General features: G+C 41.9%; 19 protein-coding genes. 6 read left to right on the forward strand and 13 right to left on the reverse strand.

From position 1 onward, the window contains the following. Positions 1-227 precede the first annotated feature (227 nt). From HMPREF1195_RS04465 to HMPREF1195_RS04475, 3 genes are all read right to left on the reverse strand, one after another. The gene (locus HMPREF1195_RS04465) at positions 228-959 is read right to left on the reverse strand and encodes a cyclase family protein (protein WP_023918690.1); all 732 of its coding nucleotides are present in this window, start codon (positions 957-959) and stop codon (positions 228-230) included. Between the two features lie 12 nt (positions 960-971). Continuing rightward, the gene (locus tag HMPREF1195_RS04470) at positions 972-2114 is read right to left on the reverse strand and encodes a 5-methyltetrahydropteroyltriglutamate--homocysteine S-methyltransferase (RefSeq protein WP_014713636.1); all 1143 of its coding nucleotides are present in this window, start codon (positions 2112-2114) and stop codon (positions 972-974) included. Between the two features lie 160 nt (positions 2115-2274). Beyond that, entirely contained in the window at positions 2275-2487 is a 213-nt protein-coding gene (locus tag HMPREF1195_RS04475; RefSeq protein ID WP_003002541.1) for a YdbC family protein, read from the reverse strand. 90 nt (positions 2488-2577) lie between these two features. Between HMPREF1195_RS04475 and HMPREF1195_RS04480 the strand changes: the two genes are divergently transcribed. Continuing rightward, entirely contained in the window at positions 2578-2910 is a 333-nt protein-coding gene (locus HMPREF1195_RS04480) for a hypothetical protein (protein ID WP_013903885.1), read from the forward strand. 15 nt (positions 2911-2925) lie between these two features. Here the strand turns inward: HMPREF1195_RS04480 and HMPREF1195_RS04485 are convergent, their stop codons facing one another. Both HMPREF1195_RS04485 and HMPREF1195_RS04490 read right to left on the reverse strand, forming a co-directional pair. Continuing rightward, the gene (locus tag HMPREF1195_RS04485) at positions 2926-4212 is read right to left on the reverse strand and encodes a peptidase U32 family protein (RefSeq protein WP_023918693.1); all 1287 of its coding nucleotides are present in this window, start codon (positions 4210-4212) and stop codon (positions 2926-2928) included. A 96-nt stretch (positions 4213-4308) separates the two neighbouring features. Further along, positions 4309-5238, reverse strand: coding sequence for a peptidase U32 family protein (locus HMPREF1195_RS04490; protein ID WP_003015582.1), 930 nt, complete (start codon positions 5236-5238; stop codon positions 4309-4311). A 129-nt stretch (positions 5239-5367) separates the two neighbouring features. Between HMPREF1195_RS04490 and HMPREF1195_RS04495 the strand changes: the two genes are divergently transcribed. Continuing rightward, complete coding sequence (locus HMPREF1195_RS04495) at positions 5368-5661, forward strand: DUF3270 family protein (protein WP_003013511.1); 294 nt, start codon at positions 5368-5370, stop codon at positions 5659-5661. A 370-nt stretch (positions 5662-6031) separates the two neighbouring features. On the opposite strand, the gene HMPREF1195_RS04500 is transcribed toward HMPREF1195_RS04495, so the two are convergent. From HMPREF1195_RS04500 to HMPREF1195_RS04540, 8 genes are all read right to left on the reverse strand, one after another. Beyond that, complete coding sequence (locus HMPREF1195_RS04500) at positions 6032-6490, reverse strand: YtxH domain-containing protein (protein ID WP_023918695.1); 459 nt, start codon at positions 6488-6490, stop codon at positions 6032-6034. A gap of 14 nt (positions 6491-6504) precedes the next feature. Then, positions 6505-6888: a DUF948 domain-containing protein gene (locus HMPREF1195_RS04505; protein WP_013903891.1), complete on the reverse strand. Its 384-nt coding sequence runs from the start codon at positions 6886-6888 to the stop codon at positions 6505-6507. A 3-nt stretch (positions 6889-6891) separates the two neighbouring features. Then, positions 6892-7674, reverse strand: a complete 783-nt coding sequence (lgt, locus tag HMPREF1195_RS04510) for a prolipoprotein diacylglyceryl transferase (protein WP_021153590.1) — start codon at positions 7672-7674, stop codon at positions 6892-6894. After that, entirely contained in the window at positions 7671-8603 is a 933-nt protein-coding gene (gene hprK / locus HMPREF1195_RS04515) for an HPr(Ser) kinase/phosphatase (protein WP_023918696.1), read from the reverse strand. Before hprK ends, lgt begins: the two co-directional genes overlap by 4 nt. A gap of 172 nt (positions 8604-8775) precedes the next feature. Continuing rightward, complete coding sequence (locus tag HMPREF1195_RS04525) at positions 8776-9150, reverse strand: hypothetical protein (RefSeq protein WP_023918698.1); 375 nt, start codon at positions 9148-9150, stop codon at positions 8776-8778. Positions 9151-9162: 12 nt separating this feature from the next. Continuing rightward, the gene (locus tag HMPREF1195_RS04530) at positions 9163-9444 is read right to left on the reverse strand and encodes a PspC domain-containing protein (RefSeq protein ID WP_003005023.1); all 282 of its coding nucleotides are present in this window, start codon (positions 9442-9444) and stop codon (positions 9163-9165) included. Between the two features lie 74 nt (positions 9445-9518). After that, positions 9519-9974 (reverse strand): SprT family protein, encoded by a 456-nt coding sequence (locus tag HMPREF1195_RS04535; RefSeq protein WP_023918700.1) that lies wholly within the window; start codon positions 9972-9974, stop codon positions 9519-9521. Beyond that, entirely contained in the window at positions 9961-12117 is a 2157-nt protein-coding gene (locus tag HMPREF1195_RS04540; protein WP_023918702.1) for a Tex family protein, read from the reverse strand. The genes HMPREF1195_RS04535 and HMPREF1195_RS04540 overlap by 14 nt, the downstream gene beginning before the upstream one ends. Before the next feature lie 147 nt (positions 12118-12264). On the opposite strand from HMPREF1195_RS04540, the gene HMPREF1195_RS11220 reads away from it, so the two are divergent. The 4 genes from HMPREF1195_RS11220 (at position 12265) to zwf (ending at position 15791) form a co-directional block, all read left to right on the forward strand. Next, complete coding sequence (locus HMPREF1195_RS11220) at positions 12265-12414, forward strand: SPJ_0845 family protein (protein ID WP_023918704.1); 150 nt, start codon at positions 12265-12267, stop codon at positions 12412-12414. After that, a complete protein-coding gene (locus HMPREF1195_RS04545) occupies positions 12414-13319 on the forward strand; it encodes a permease (RefSeq protein ID WP_023918706.1) in 906 nt (301 codons plus the stop codon). The genes HMPREF1195_RS11220 and HMPREF1195_RS04545 overlap by 1 nt, the downstream gene beginning before the upstream one ends. After that, positions 13316-14131, forward strand: a complete 816-nt coding sequence (locus HMPREF1195_RS04550) for a TIGR03943 family putative permease subunit (RefSeq protein WP_023918708.1) — start codon at positions 13316-13318, stop codon at positions 14129-14131. The genes HMPREF1195_RS04545 and HMPREF1195_RS04550 overlap by 4 nt, the downstream gene beginning before the upstream one ends. Positions 14132-14324: 193 nt before the next feature. Beyond that, positions 14325-15791, forward strand: coding sequence for a glucose-6-phosphate dehydrogenase (gene zwf / locus HMPREF1195_RS04555; RefSeq protein ID WP_023918710.1), 1467 nt, complete (start codon positions 14325-14327; stop codon positions 15789-15791). Positions 15792-15874: the final 83 nt, after the last annotated feature.

The following is a 15874-nucleotide window of genomic DNA, read 5'->3' on the forward strand; positions in this document are numbered from 1 at the left end:
ACCGATTTCTGTCCCACTCTCTTTTCTTTGTGTAAGCCCTATAAAGATTTGGCTTACACCGGTACGTCTACATCTCAAAACATTGACAAAATAATTAACGAATATCCTTTTTATTTTCTCTAAATCAGGTTTTTAGATGGAATATCAGATGATAACGAAAATAGTTTCGAAAATACAAAAAGACAAACGTCCAAATGCGACGTCTGTCTTCAAGCTTTTCTCTTTGTTTATGGTAAGATGGCAATGGCACGGACAGGTGAACCAGTTGCCTTGTCCCAGTGAGGGAAAGCAATCGAAATCAAAGCACCTACAGCTGGAACTTGGTCCAATTGGTTCAAGACTTCAACTTGGTAGATATTTTGTTCCAAGAGGTAGTATTCATTGACCAAGCCATGCTCTGCTGCTGGAATACCTGCATCGGTATCAAAGGTTTCATGACCCACAGCCTTAACATGGCGTTCATGAATCAAGAATTCCAAGGCTTCACGGCTCCATCCTGGACTTTGTTGAACCCCATTTTCATCAAGATTGCGCATAGCATCTTGATCTGGCCAACGTTTTGACCAATCACTACGGAAGGCAACAAAAGCACCCTCAGCAATTTGTCCATGCTCTGCCTCAAAGTCTAAGATATCTTGTTTACTCAAGATAAAGTTTGGATTGGCAGCAACTTCTTTAGACCTGTCGATAACATAAAGTGGCAAAAGGAGATCTTTGAGGTCAATCTCATCCAACCAACGACCCCCTTCTACAAAGTGAATCGGTGCATCAATATGCGTTCCGTATTGACCAACCACTGTAAATTTTTGAACATGGAAACCATCTTTTAATGTGAAAAGGTCTTCTTGTTGCAAAGCAGGAAGGGCTGGGAAGTGTGGACTTTCCGCATTGATTTGGTGACTCAAGTCCACCCATTTTTTAGCTTGCAATTCTTTATAAATACTTAGTAAATCTGACATGTTTCTTCCTCCTTATTCGCCCCAAACTTCAGCGACAATTTCCTTAATTAAACCGATTTTTTTCCATTGGTCTTCTTCTGTCAAAATGTTTCCTTCTTCTGTCGAAGCAAAGCCACACTGAGTAGACAGGTAAAGATTTTCCAACGGTACATACTGACTCGCTTCTTTAATACGAGCAATCACTTCGTCCTTGTTCTCCAATTGACCACTCTTAGATGTCAAGAGGCCTAATACCACACCTTTACCAGGGGTTACTTCTGCAAGTGGTTCAAAACCACCAGCCCGATCAGTATCAAACTCTAGGAAGTAAGCATTGACCGCTTCTTCTCCAAGGAGTTCTTTGGCAATCGGCGCATAGCCACCTGATGAAGCCCAAGTAGAATGGAAGTTCCCACGACAAACGTGCGTATTGACGGTCAAACCAGCTGGAACATGTTGGTAGACATCGTTGTTAAAGGTCAAGAAGAGATCAGCGAGTTCTCGGCGAACCTCATCTTTTGACTTGCCTTGAGCTGCTCCCCAAGCCGTCAAGAAATTATCATCTACCAAGACACCCCACGTACAATCATCTACTTGAAGAGTCCGAAGACCTGCATCATACAAATCTTGAATCACTTGAAGATAGGCTTGCTTGATGTCTTCACGAACAGCCGCAAAATCAGGATAGATGGTATTCAATTGTTCTACATGTTCTGCATCTCGGATCAATTCAAAATAGAATTGCGCAGGTGCTGGAATGGTATATTTAGCCTCTACACCATCTACATCTGCTACAAGATCCCGCAAGAACTTGTAATGCTCTACAAATGGATGATTGGCTCCTGTGATTTTTCCAACTACAAGCGCTGAGTCAGCCTTGGTTGTTTCATCATGGAATTGATAGCCTTGGGCAGCTTGGACATGATCAATGCCACCAAAGCCCCAGAAGAAATCCAAATGCCAATAAGCTCGGCGGAATTCTCCATCTGTTACTGACTTTAGACCAGCAGCAATTTCCTTTTCAACTAAGTCACGAATAGCCTGATCTTCTACTTTTGTTAAGTCAGCCTGACTGATTTTTCCAGCTGCGAAATCTTCACGAGCTTGAACCAAAGCTGCTGGACGAAGAAATGAACCAACATGGTCTACGCGATAAGGTGCATGTGTATGTGTCAATATGATTCCCTCTTTCCTATAAGTTTTACATTAATTCATTAATGCAACCATTATATCAGTCTAACACTTGATAAACAAGGGTTTGGGATAATCTAATATCTTTGATATCTATATAGCCTTAGACTATAACAAAAAAAGAAGTCCTTGAAGGACCCTTTTCTTAATTTTTAAATGCATCGAGCATGACTTGGAACTCTTCGTTTGTGAGTGTAATGCCTTTCCCCATTTTTGTATGGTCGGGACTCCAGGTCCGGATATCATACTTAGCAGGAGCACCATTAAAACTCACACGGTTCAATTCTTTGGTCCAACCCTTGTCGTTTTCTGACAAGACTAGCAAATGTTCTTCGATTTGGAATGAAAATTCTGCCATTTCACGACTCCTTTCTTGCCTTCTCATCTCTATTATTCGTAAATCATTTACAAAATCGTTGAAATTATCTATAATATATTGTATCAAGTTATGGAGAATTTAGCTATGAAAAAATTTCTCGAGATCGTTAAAGACCGAGCAAATGAATTTTTCAATGGAAAAGTCAGTACTCCTGCCCCATTAGAAGATGAGAGAATTATTGAAATCATTCAACAAGCATTGCGAAAAAAACAAGGGGTACATGTTATTTTTTCAAACAAGAGTTTTACAGGCGACATTGTCAAGTATGACCAAGAACGCCGACAACTGATCGTGAAAAATTTTAAAAAGAGTATGTCCACGATTATTCGGATTTCTGAGATCCAGAAAATCAGTTTGGTCCCCAATAATATTCGCATCGCTCAACAAAAAGGAGAGGTTTAACCCTCTCTTTTTTTGTTACACTCGAACGGTTTTACTTGCCCCATCTTTTGAGTAGAGATTGATTAAACCTTCCTGGCAAGAACGAATCATATCTCCTGGCTTGACTTCTTGTGGGACAGTGATCGTGAGAAGTTCCATCGGATTTGGTGCGCGATCAATCTTCACTCCATCCTTATCATGCAAGTCTTGGATCTGGCATTCAAAATGTCGGAAGCCCGGTCCGTAGAATTCCACTTGGTCCCCTTCATTGATCACATTTCGTTGACGAATCGTCGCGGTCATGGTAGATGGATCAAAGTCTACTACTTCTCCTACAAATTTGTATTGAGGAATCTTCCGACGTGCCCCAAACAATTGTTCATTTTCAGTCGGTGTTTGGTAGTAGAATCCAGTTGCCAATTCACGTTGAGCGACTTTCCACAATTCATTGATCAAATCATCCTTGATGGCATAAAAGGCTTCTGGACTTTCCATATAAGCATCGCAAGCAGCCTTGTAACAGTTAGCCACTGTTGATACGTAATGGACAGATTTCATTCGGCCTTCAATCTTCAAGCTATCCACCCCATTGTCAATCATGTCTGGAATATTCTCGATCATACACATGTCAACGGCTGACATAGAGTATTCTTCTGGGACTTGTCCTTTGATACTCTTACGTTCTTGGCCGAATGGCATGTCGTACAGGTCGTATTTCCAACGGCAAGATTGAGAACAGCCACCACGGTTAGCATCCCGGTCAGACATGTGGTTAGAAAGGGTACAACGTCCGGAATAGGAAATACACATCGCTCCATGAACGAAGGCTTCGATTTCAAGATCGGTACGCTTACGAATCTCTGCCAACTCTTCCATGGATACCTCGCGGGCCAAGACGACACGGGTCAAGCCATATTCTTTCCAAAAATGGAAAGTCTCCACATTGGTTGCAGAAGCTTGCGTAGACAAGTGAATATTGAGTCCAGGTGCATAAGTTGCACAGATTTCAATCAAGGCAGGATCTGAGACGATCACGGCGTCAAGGCCCATATCCCGCAATTCACGGAACCATTCTCCAGCCCCTTGTTCATTTCCTTCATGAGTTACCATGTTAGAAGCGACGTGCACATCTACGCCATGTGCATGAGCATATTCAATTCCTTCACGAAGCTCATCCATGGTGAAGTTTCCGGCACGACTCCGCAAACCATAGGCTTGTCCACCAACGAACACAGCGTCTGCCCCATAATTAACGGCAACTTTTAGTTTTTCTAATGTTCCAGCAGGTACCAAAACCTCTGGACGTTTTTTTGTATTTGTCATGTTTTCTCCAATTTACAAGATTGTCGATATGATGAATAGCCTCTTCGTTCCCTGAAAAAGGAAAACTCACAAACGAAGAAGCCCTAGTATTATTTGTTATTTTACACGATCTGGTTCATAATCGTAGAAACCAGTATCCAAACCACGATTAGCTGGATGCAATTTGCGGATTTCTTCATCAAACAGATAGGCTTGATCCTGTGTAAATGTTCCTTTTTGAATCAAATCACGGGCCTTGACAAAGTACTCTGTAATCTTGACAAAGTTTTCACCCGGACAGTAGACACCATCGAGTTTCCAATGATCAAAGCCATGTTCTACCAACTCAGACAATTTGGTCATCATATTCAAGTCATTATTTGAGAAGATATGGGTTCCATGTTTGTCTTCGTAGACCGAATAGTGAGAATTTGGATCTCCTGGTTCTGCTAAGAACAGATCGCGATCTTTGGTCACAGAGTCCTCTGTCTTGATGAAGTTGTAATAGTTCTGAAGAAGAGGTCGTTTTGAATGGTGAATAATGCTAGCACCGTAAACCAATACTTCTGCTGGAATCTGAAGATTCTCAGCCATTACGAATAATTCGGCAGATGGAATCTCACGAGCCAAAACAGCCTCAGAAGCTCCTGCTTGTTTTCCCCAGAAATTGATCTGGCGGCTAGAAGTGACCATGGTTGATGCATCGTAAATCGTTTTGAATGGATAGCCATCTCGTTTCAAGACATAAAAAACGCCCGCATCTCCGACAGTAATATAATCAGCCTGAATTTCCTTTAGAAAATCTAAGAAAGGCTTGATTGAATCCATCATCGATTGGTGCATGAGTGCATTTACAGCCACTGTCAATTCTTTGCCAGCAGCATGGACCAGTTGGGCAATTCGATTTATTTCGTCATAGCTTAAAGTTTGAGGCAATCGTAATCCGTAGTCTTTTTCACCGACATAGATTCGGTCAACCCCTGCATCAATCAGGGCTTGCGCTTGCTCAACACTCTCTGCTGTTGCTGTAATAATAATATTTTTCATAGAACCATTATAACAAAAATTCCGATATTCTAGAAAAATTTATTCATTTTGTAAAATTTGTAACATTTTTGTAACATTTATATACCTGAATTCATGATAGAATAATAGAGTACTGTTAGGAGAGAGAAAATGCCCGTAAGAAATTTAAGACACTATGAAGAAGAATTCGATTATATCGAATTAACCAAACAAACCCAAGAAACCCCTATTCAGGACTATGCTCCTGAAGTTGAACCCGCACCTCAATTAAGTGAATTGCTATATTTTTTAAATATCGCTATTTTCTGTGTGTTGACGGTTGTATTTAGTTTTATCTTTTTAGCAACAAAAATGAATACCTTCTTTGCGTTTGCTTTAGCGATTGGTTCTAGCTTTGCTAGTATTCAAGGGTTCCGAATTTACTACAATAAACGAAAAAAATAAAAATCAGGTTCGCCTGATTTTTTTATTTACTCGAATTTTATTAATTCCTAAGTTGTCAAATTAAGTTAGACTTTTCATGTAACTCAGAAAAACTTGGTATGTTGTTTGATAATTCAAAGACTTTCTAGGAATTCTATAAGAATAAATACTTTTTATGAGTTAAAGTTATTCAATGATCTTTTGAAACTTTCCGCCGTGAGAAAAGTGCCTGAAACAATTATGTTTCAGGCACTCGGGAGTTTTGAAACTTTAGGTTCAAAACTAAGTCATGGAACTTCTTTGAAGTTCGCTGACGTCCGTACTCACTTAAGGAAAGTTTCTAAGATGATTTTGTCTTCAATCTGAAATGAGGCTCTGTGAGCCTCATTTTTTATACTTCTTTTGTTTCTTCTTCAGCTGCTTCTTCAGAATCTTTTTCATCCAACTCTAACACGATGTCTTCAGATTCTGTTTGTTTGCGAATGGATTGAACCAAGTCATTGCCACTTAGATTTTCTTTTTGAAGTTTATCCTTAAATGAGTGATAGACTTCTTGAGATTTTTCAACCACATCTTGCGTCTTTTCTTTGACAGATTCCAAAACAGTTCCTGTCGTAATTTCTCCAGAACCAACTTTTTCTTTGGTTTGTTGGATCACTTCGGCTGCTTGTTTTGAAACATCCTTAGCAGTTTGTTTCACCGATTCATGTACTTCTTGAGGATCTTCTTGATAATCTTTTACGAAGCGCACCACCTTTTTAGTGACTTTCTTTCCTTGCTCTGTTGATAAATAGTAGGCTGCTGAAGCACCTGAAATCACACCAATTAATAAACTAGATAAACGTCCCATATTCTTCCTCGATTCTATTTAAATAATTTTGAAGCCATCTTAATCGCTTTTAATCCGATAGAGGCTTTCACTGTTTTTCCACCAGCTGATACAGCTTTGACACTCAATTGACGGGCTTGATCATTCAAATCTGAAACAGACTCTGAAAGATCCGCCACGGCTGTAAAGAGTGGGTCAATCGTTGCAACTTTTTGATTCAAATCATCCGTTAAAACATTGACTTTTGCCAATAGATCATTGGTCTGATGCAAGGTGACATTGACATCTGATGTCAAAACTTGGATGGTTTTTTGCGTCTCATCTACAACTTTTCCAATCTTTGAGAGGAAAAAAATCATATAAATGACAAGTGCTACTAAGGCAAGGCCTAAGAGACCGTAGGCAATTTCAATAAACATATATTACTCCTTTGCTTCTACATAATAAGGGGCTTTTTTGCGACGTTGATAGATGATGATGGCGAGTCCAACTAGAATCAGGATCATCGACAACCACTGGGAAACACGTAAGCCCGCAAACATCAGGCTATCTGTCCGCATTCCTTCGATGATCATCCGACCAAAACCATACCAGATAAGGTAAAAGGCTGTGATCTCACCTTGTCGCAAAAATTGGGGCTTCCTACGAAGAATCAAGATCAAGATAAATCCTAGCAGATTCCAACTGGATTCATATAAGAAGGTTGGTTGACGATAACTGCCGTCTATATACATTTGATCTCGAATAAAAGAGGGTAGGTAGTTGAGACTTTTGACAGCAGCTCCATAAGCTTCCTGGTTAAAGAAGTTTCCCCAGCGTCCAATACTCTGTGCAATCATGACGCTTGGGGCCGCAATATCTAAGAAATCAATTGGCTCAATCAAGCGTCTACGAGAGAATAGATAGAGGACAAGGGCACCTGTCAAGAGGCCACCATAAATCGCGATTCCTCCGTTCCAGATGGCGAAAATCTCACCAAGATGCTGGCTATAATAGCCCCATTCAAAAATAACGTAATAGAGTCGGGCACCCACAATCGCAAGCGGAAAAGCGATCAAAATGAAATCAATGATATCATCTGGATCAATTTTCTTACGGGGCGCTTCTTTCATGGAAAGATAAACGGCTAGAATTAAGCCAGAGACAATACAAATCGCATACCAACGAATACTGATCGGACCTAATTGAAGGGCTACTGGATTCATTCCTTCACCTCATTTTGACTAATCAACTGGGACAAACGTTCTTCAAAAGTTTTGGTAGCATCATAGCCCATTTCTTTGGCCCGAACATTCATCGCTGCGGCTTCGATCACGACCGAAATGTTCCGACCAGTCTTCACAGGGATGCGGATCCGAGGAATGGTCACACCACCGATTTCCAACTCTTCTGCATTATTACCAAGACGATCATAAACTTGATCCTTAGCATAATTTTCCAAGTAAACAGCGATTTGGACTTGTGAAGAATCCTTGACAGCACTTGCGCCGTAGAGACTCATGACATCGATAATCCCGACACCACGGATCTCTAGTAAGTGGCGTAGGATTTCAGCTGGCTCTCCCCAAAGGGTCATCTCGTCTCTCGCATAGATATCGACTCGGTCATCTGCTACGAGGCGGTGCCCCCGCTTGACAAGTTCCAGACCTGTCTCGCTTTTCCCGATTCCGCTATCTCCTTGGATCAAGACACCCATCCCATAAATATCCATCAAGACACCGTGTACACTCGTACGTTCTGCTAGGCGACTATCCAAATAGCTAGAAAGTTCTCCAGATAAACGACTCGTTGCAACATTGCTCTTCAAAATGGCTAGTTGCTTCTCTTCAGCAGCTCGCAACATTTCTTCTGGAATTTCTAAATTCCTCGCGACAATGATGACAGGTGTCTCTGGCTGGAACATCTTGCGCAGGACCTGATGACGGTTGTGAGAGCTCATCTTCACCAGGTAGGACCATTCTTTCATTCCTACAAGCTGAATCCGCTCAGGTGTGTAATAGTCGAAATAGCCCGTCATTTCAAGACCTGGACGTGAAATGTCCGCAGTCGTAATTTCCTTGCTTAAGAGGCTATCATCCCCATAAACAACCGATAGACGAAGCTTTTCCTGTAGATCGCGAACAGTAACTGCCATATCATTCTCCCTTTTCAAATTCTCTCTCTATTATAGCAGATTTTCTCTTCAGACGAGAGCCTGAAGTGTCATTTGAAAGATCCATTTTCAACTCCTTTTTAAGGCAAGCAAAAAGAGGCGAAGACAAAGGTCTCCAACCTCTAGGAAATGATGGGAACATATGAAAAATGCTCTAGCCTTCACCATGCAAGTAATCTGTAATCATGGATTTGATTCCGGTAGAGACCGCATAGACCACCGCATTTGAAGGGAATGCGATCAATCCGAGCATAAAGACGGCAGGTCCTCCCCCCAACAAGGAGAAAACCAGATACAAAACCGGCAGAAATAAAATCGAAAACCGATAAATTTGTGGCTTTCTAGCCATTTCTGTTGGCAGAAACAAGAGGTAGAAGAGACTATTCCAAATGCCCAGTGGAAAAAGGAGCATTCCGATCAAAACTGTTCCAACTCCTTCACCAAAAAAACGATTTAAAATGAAAAACTGTCCTATAAAACTGAAGAAGAGATATAGAATAAAAGCAAGGGAATAGAACTTCTGCTTCACTCAAATCTCCTTTTAGAAAAATGGACTATCATTCTGATCATGGATGGGTTCGGCCTCTTTTCTTCGACGAGGTCGAGGGCCATAGTCAAACATTTCCTGCTCCTCCTCGTCCTTATAAGGCAAGGTCGTATCTAACAGTAAATAGATAATCACACCGATAAAGGCATGAGAAACCGTAAAAAGAATAAACAAGAAGCGTAGGAGAGTTACACTAAGACCAAATTTATCGGCTAAGCCAGCTAGCACACCTGAAACCAGGCGATGTCGTTTTAATTTGTAAAATGATGATGTCATTTGATTTTCCTCTTTCTAGTTAGACCTATTTTAGCAGAGTCGAACTGGAAAGAGATCCGCCTAAAGACTGATTCTTACACTTGTCTCATTTCAAGAAATTGCAGGCGGCTGTGACAGCGACCGCAGGCATATTTCTTCAGATCGATTTTTCGCTTTCGTCTATACTCTTGGCCACAATGGGGACATTGATAGAGATAGATCCGCTTGACTCGCCCAGTTCTATCTGGTAGAGGAGGTGTGAAACGAAGACCGTCCACTTGCTGGAGAAGTTGCTTAAAGTCTAGATCTTTGTGGCGATAGCCTTTTCCTTGATCGTAAAGATGGTAATGGCAGAGCTCGTGACGGACGATTTTACGAAAGACCTCTAACCCGAAAGCTTGGTATATTTTCGGGTTGAAATCAAGGTGTCGATCTTTGGGAAAGAAACGACCCCCAGTAGTTTGAAGACGTGAATTCCACTCTGCTTGATGGCGGAATTCTCTCCCAAAATCTTCTAGGGATACTTGGCGTACATACTCAGTCAGATTCATTCGGAGCTACCAAACTGAGATTGACTTTTTCGCGTTCCACATCAATCTTCTTCACCCAGACGGTTACCAAATCACCTACTGATACGACCTGGCTTGGATGCTTGATAAACTGCTTGCTCATATGGGAGATATGAATCAAGCCATCTTCGTGAATGCCAATATCGACAAAGGCCCCAAAGTCAACCACATTGCGCACAACCCCTTCTAATTTTTGGCCTATATGGAGGTCTTTAATATCCAAGACATCCTGACGGAGCACGGGTGCATCAAAGGAATCCCGCAAATCGCGACCTGGTTTTAGGAGATCGGCAATAATATCTTTCAGGGTTTCTGGTCCCAGATCCAGCTGAGTAGACATCTCCTTTATGTTCACAGCTTTTAATTTTTCCTGAGCGGATGCATCGAGGTCGGTAATTTCAAGAAGTTGAAAAAGTTTTTCAACTTCCTTGTAACTTTCAGGGTGAACGCCGGTATTGTCCAAGATATTTTTACTTTCAGGAATGCGTAAGAATCCAGCCGCTTGCTCGAAAGCCTTGGCGCCGAGACGAGGGACTTTTTTAATCTGTGCTCGTGAAAGAATCATTCCTTCTTCTTCCCGGTATTTCACAATATTTTCAGAGATGGTTTTATTGAGTCCTGCTACATGGGCTAAGAGAGAGGGACTAGCCGTATTGATATTGACCCCAACTTGGTTGACGACAGTATCTACCACGAAATCCAAGCTTTCTGTCAGTTTTTTCTGATTGACATCGTGTTGGTATTGACCGACACCGATGGATTTGGCATCGATTTTCACCAATTCTGCTAGCGGATCTTGCAAGCGACGGGCAATGGAGATGGCCGAGCGTTTTTCAACGGTTAGCTCTGGGAACTCATGACGGGCCAACTCACTAGCTGAATAGACAGAGGCTCCGCTTTCATTGACAATAACATAGCGAACTCCTGGATGGTCATGAAGCACCTCTGCGACAAAGGCCTCACTTTCACGGCTGGCGGTTCCATTTCCAATCGCAATAATTTCTATTCCGAACTCTTTGATCAAGGAGGATAGATCCTTTTTAGCCTGCTCGATCTGAGCTGGTTTTGCAGGAGCAACTGGATAGATGACCTGGGTGGCAAGCATCTTTCCTGTCTCATCGACAACGGCTAGTTTAGCACCGGTCCGAAAGGCTGGGTCAAATCCAAGGACCACGCGCCCTTTTAATGGAGGAATGAGCAATAGATTCCGTAGATTTTCAGAGAACAATTGAATGGCTCCGTCTTCTGCCACCTCCGTTAACTCTGTCCGAATCCGACGTTCAATCGCAGGAACGATTTTTTTCTTAACCGCTTGTTGAATAACCTCATCGACATAGGCATTTTTCGTTTTAAAACGAGCCTCAAAAATACGAATGATCCGATCCAGTTGGTGCTCGAATCCGACTTTGAGAACGCCCAATTTTTCCCCACGATTGAGAGCTAGAGTCCGGTAGCCTTGCATATTCTTGATCTTCTCAGAAAAATCATAATAGATTTCAAAGGTTCTCTTAGGATCTAAGCTTTCATCCTTCAAGGTTGACGTCATGAGGGAATGCCCATGAATTTCTTGATAGGTGAGGGCCCGTAATTGGGTATCCTCTGAAATAGCCTCTACCAGAATATCCACTGCACCAGCTAATGCTGCGGTTTCAGTTGGGAAGGCCTCGCAGGTAAATTTCCGAGCCTCTGCTTCCAAGTCTGGACTATTTTGCAAAATGAGACGTGCCAAGGGGAAAAGTCCTGCTTCTCGTGCAATCGTCGCCTTGGTCCGCCGTTTTTCCTTATATGGGAGATAGAGCTCTTCGACATCCGCTAATTTTTCAGCAGCCTCAATAGCCTGCTTGAGCGCCTCTGTCAGTTTGCCCTGTTCCTCAATCTTAGCAAGGACAGTTTCCTTTCGTTCGGCTAGAGTCGTTAAGGATTTGTCCCGGTCAATAATGGCCTTGATCGCTACTTCATCTAAATTTCCCGTCATATCTTTTCGATAGCGGGCAATGAAAGGAATAGTTGAGCCTTCTGCGGTCAGACTCAATACGGTATCGATTTGTTTTAAGCTAACACCCAATTCTTGGGCTATTTTTTCATATTTATCCATAGCCTCTATTATAGCATATTTTGCTGCCATCAAGGGTGAGAGCGCCTGTTCTGGTCTCTGTTTCAGGGATTTTTCAGAGAATAATTTTGACCCTATGGTTCTTTCCTTTTATGCTCCATTTCCCCCTTGCTCTTTCCTTTTTGTTATAATGAAAGAAAATAAAAAGGAGGCCCAACAATGGCTATTAAATTCTCAAAAACAGATGATCTTGATAAAATGTTTGAAAATTTTGCGAGTTTTCCGGATGTAGAAAAGAAAGTAGAATTTCCTGAAGAAAAAAAGAAGGCAGAAACTGCTACCACTAAAGAAGCAAAGAAGGTTAAGTAATGACATTCTTTCAACACCTTCCCTCTAGCGTCTTGCAGGCTGGGGCTATTTTTCTCTCGATTATTATCGAAGCCCTACCGTTTGTCCTAATCGGAAGTATCATTTCAGGGATTATTGAGGTCTATATCACCCCCGAGAGGGTCTACCGCTTTCTTCCCAAGAATAAATTTGGGCGGATCTTCTTTGGGACCTTTATCGGCTTTATCTTTCCTTCCTGTGAATGTGGAATTGTCCCCATTATCAATCGCTTTCTAGAAAAGAAAGTTCCAAGTTATACTGCTGTTCCCTTTCTGGTGACAGCACCGGTCATCAATCCTATCGTTCTCTTTGCGACCTACTCAGCCTTTGGGAATTCTGTCAAGATGGCCCTCTACCGAGCCCTTGGTTCCCTACTGGTCGCAACGGTACTTGGAATCTTTCTTGGTTTTATTCAGACAGATTCGATCCAAAAAGAACATCGTAAGGCTGTACATGAACATGATTTTAGGGACTTGAGCAAAGGTCAAAAGCTCTTCCAAGTCTTGGTACAAGCCATTGATGAATTCTTTGATACGGGACGTTACCTGGTATTTGGTTGCCTCTTTGCCAGCCTCATCCAAGTCTATGTCCCAACACGGATCCTCACTTCGATCAGCGCGACACCGGTTATTGCTATTCTCCTTCTCATGGTCTTGTCCTTTCTCCTCTCACTTTGTAGCGAGGCGGACGCCTTTGTTGGATCCTCTCTTCTAACAAGTTTTGGAGTAGCGCCTGTTCTTGCCTTTTTGGTGATTGGGCCTATGCTTGATGTCAAAAATCTCCTCATGATGAAAAATTATCTCAAAACCCGTTTCATCTGGCAATTTATCGGGATTGTGAGTGGAGTTGTGCTCCTTTATGCTTGGTTTGTGGGGGTAGTGCTATGATTCGTTTCTTGATATTAGCTGGCTATTTTGAGCTCACCATGTACCTGCAATTATCTGGTAAGCTCAATCAATACATCAACTTACACTATTCTTACTTGGCTTATATTTCCATGTTCTTGTCCTTTGTTTTAGCTCTTGTGCAGCTAATCATCTGGGTCAAGCAGATGAAGATCCACAGTCATCTCTCTGGCTTCTGGGCAAAAGTAGCGAGTATTTTCTTGCTCTGTATTCCTTTGTTTGTCGGGCTATTTTTTCCTACTGTGACACTAGATTCCCAAACGGTTTCTGCCAAAGGTTATCACTTCCCGGTTGCTGCTGGATCTTCCAAGGAAATCCAGCAGGACGAAGGGACAACAACCCAGTATCTCAAACCAGATACTAGTAGCTATTTTACCAAATCTGCCTATGAGTCAGAAATGAAGCAGGCGGCAAAGAAATATGTTGATGAAAAAGTGATCCAGGTGACCACTGAGAATTATATGGAAGTCATGGAAGTTATTTATGATTATCCTGACCAATTTGCAGGAAAGACGATCGAGCTGACCGGCTTTGTATACAATGACCCCAATAACAAGGATAGCCAATTCCTCTTTCGCTTTGGGATCATCCACTGTATCGCAGACTCGGGTGTTTACGGTCTTTTAACAACCGGTGCCCCTCAACATTTTGAAAACAATACCTGGATCCATGCAAAAGGAACCTTATCCATTGAATACCACAAACAGCTCAAGCAAAGCTTGCCTGTCCTCCACGTGACGGATTGTCAAACCATTACACAACCAGATAATCCTTATGTCTACCGCGTATTTTAATGAATAGACTAAGTTCCTTCGATAGGCCTTAACCCCATGAAAGCTAGAACGCTCCTTCGTTCTAGCTTTTTCTATGCTTTCCTCTCAAATCCTCTAATCCAAGCGGAAAATATTCGGAACAACGATTCCATCAAAGAAATCTTGTGGATTTTATGGTAAAATATGGTTAATAAAATAGGAAATAGGTACTTAAATGTCTTCAAAAGTTATTGTAACCATTTTCGGGGCCAGTGGAGATTTAGCCAAGCGCAAACTCTATCCATCCCTTTTTAGACTCTATAAATCAGGAAATCTATCTGAAAACTTTGCGGTTATCGGAACAGCCCGCAGACCATGGAGCAAGGAATACTTTGAATCAGTCGTGGTAGAATCCATCACAGACCTGGCAGATAGCCCTCAACAAGCCCAAGAATTCGCCAGTCATTTCTACTACCAAAGTCATGATGTTAATGATACCGAACATTACATCGCCCTGCGCGAATTGCAAAATAGCTTGGATGAAAAATACCAAACGGAACACAACAAGGTCTTCTTCTTGTCCATGGCTCCTCAATTTTTTGGAACCATTGCTAAACACCTCAAATCAGAAGGCATTGTGGATGGACAAGGTTTTGAGCGCTTGATCGTTGAAAAACCTTTCGGTACAGACCTAGAAACGGCTAGTCAGCTCAACAAGGAATTGGAAGAAACCTTTGATGAAGAACAAATCTTCCGTATCGACCATTACCTTGGAAAAGAAATGATCCAAAATATCTTTGCCATTCGTTTTGGAAATCTTATTTTTGATAATCTTTGGAATCGAGATTTTATTGACAATATCCAAATTACCTTCGCTGAACGCTTAGGAGTTGAAGAACGCGGTGGCTACTATGATCACTCGGGGGCCCTTCGAGATATGGTGCAAAACCATACCCTTCAGCTTTTGTCTTTGCTTGCCATGGATAAACCAGCTACCTTTACCAAGGATGCGATTCGGGCTGAAAAAGTAAAAGTATTTGAGCAATTGCACAATCCAACAGATGACGAATTGAAGAAATTCTTTATCCGTGGTCAATACCATTCAGGTACGATCAAAGGGAAAAAAGATATCTCTTATCGCAGTGAGCCCAATGTCGACCCTGAATCTACTACGGAGACCTATGCTTCTGGTACGTTCTTTGTTGATAGCGATCGCTTCCGCGGTGTGCCTTTCTTCTTCCGTACCGGAAAACGCTTGACGCAAAAAGGAACCATGGTCAATGTGGTCTTCAAGCAAACCGACTCCATCTTTGGACATAGCTTGCAACCAAATGTCTTGACAATTTATATCCAACCAAATGAAGGTTTCTCATTGAGCATCAACGGAAAAGAGGTCGGAGAAAAATTCAGCATCGCACCAATTTCCTTTGATTATGAAACAGATGCGACTGCAACTGGGGCTTCACCAGAGCCTTATGAAAAATTAATTTTCGACGTTTTGAACAATGACTCAACCAATTACAGCCACTGGCACGAAGTCCGTGCTTCATGGCAATTGATTGACCGGATTGAAAAACTATGGGCCGAAAATGGAGCACCGCTCTATGAATACAAGTCTGGATCCATGGGACCAACTGCATCCGATGATCTCCTTGCAGAATACGGAGCCGAATGGGTTTGGAAACCTGAACCTAAGAATTAAGGAAAGCCACCTTCGGGTGGTTTTTTTGATAGCGCAAGGAAACAAAAAGACAAATTGTCTTTTAAACAATTTGTCTTTTTCTA

The organism is Streptococcus parasanguinis CC87K (assembly GCF_000507765.1).
GTDB classification, from domain to species: Bacteria; Bacillota; Bacilli; order Lactobacillales; family Streptococcaceae; genus Streptococcus; species Streptococcus parasanguinis_J.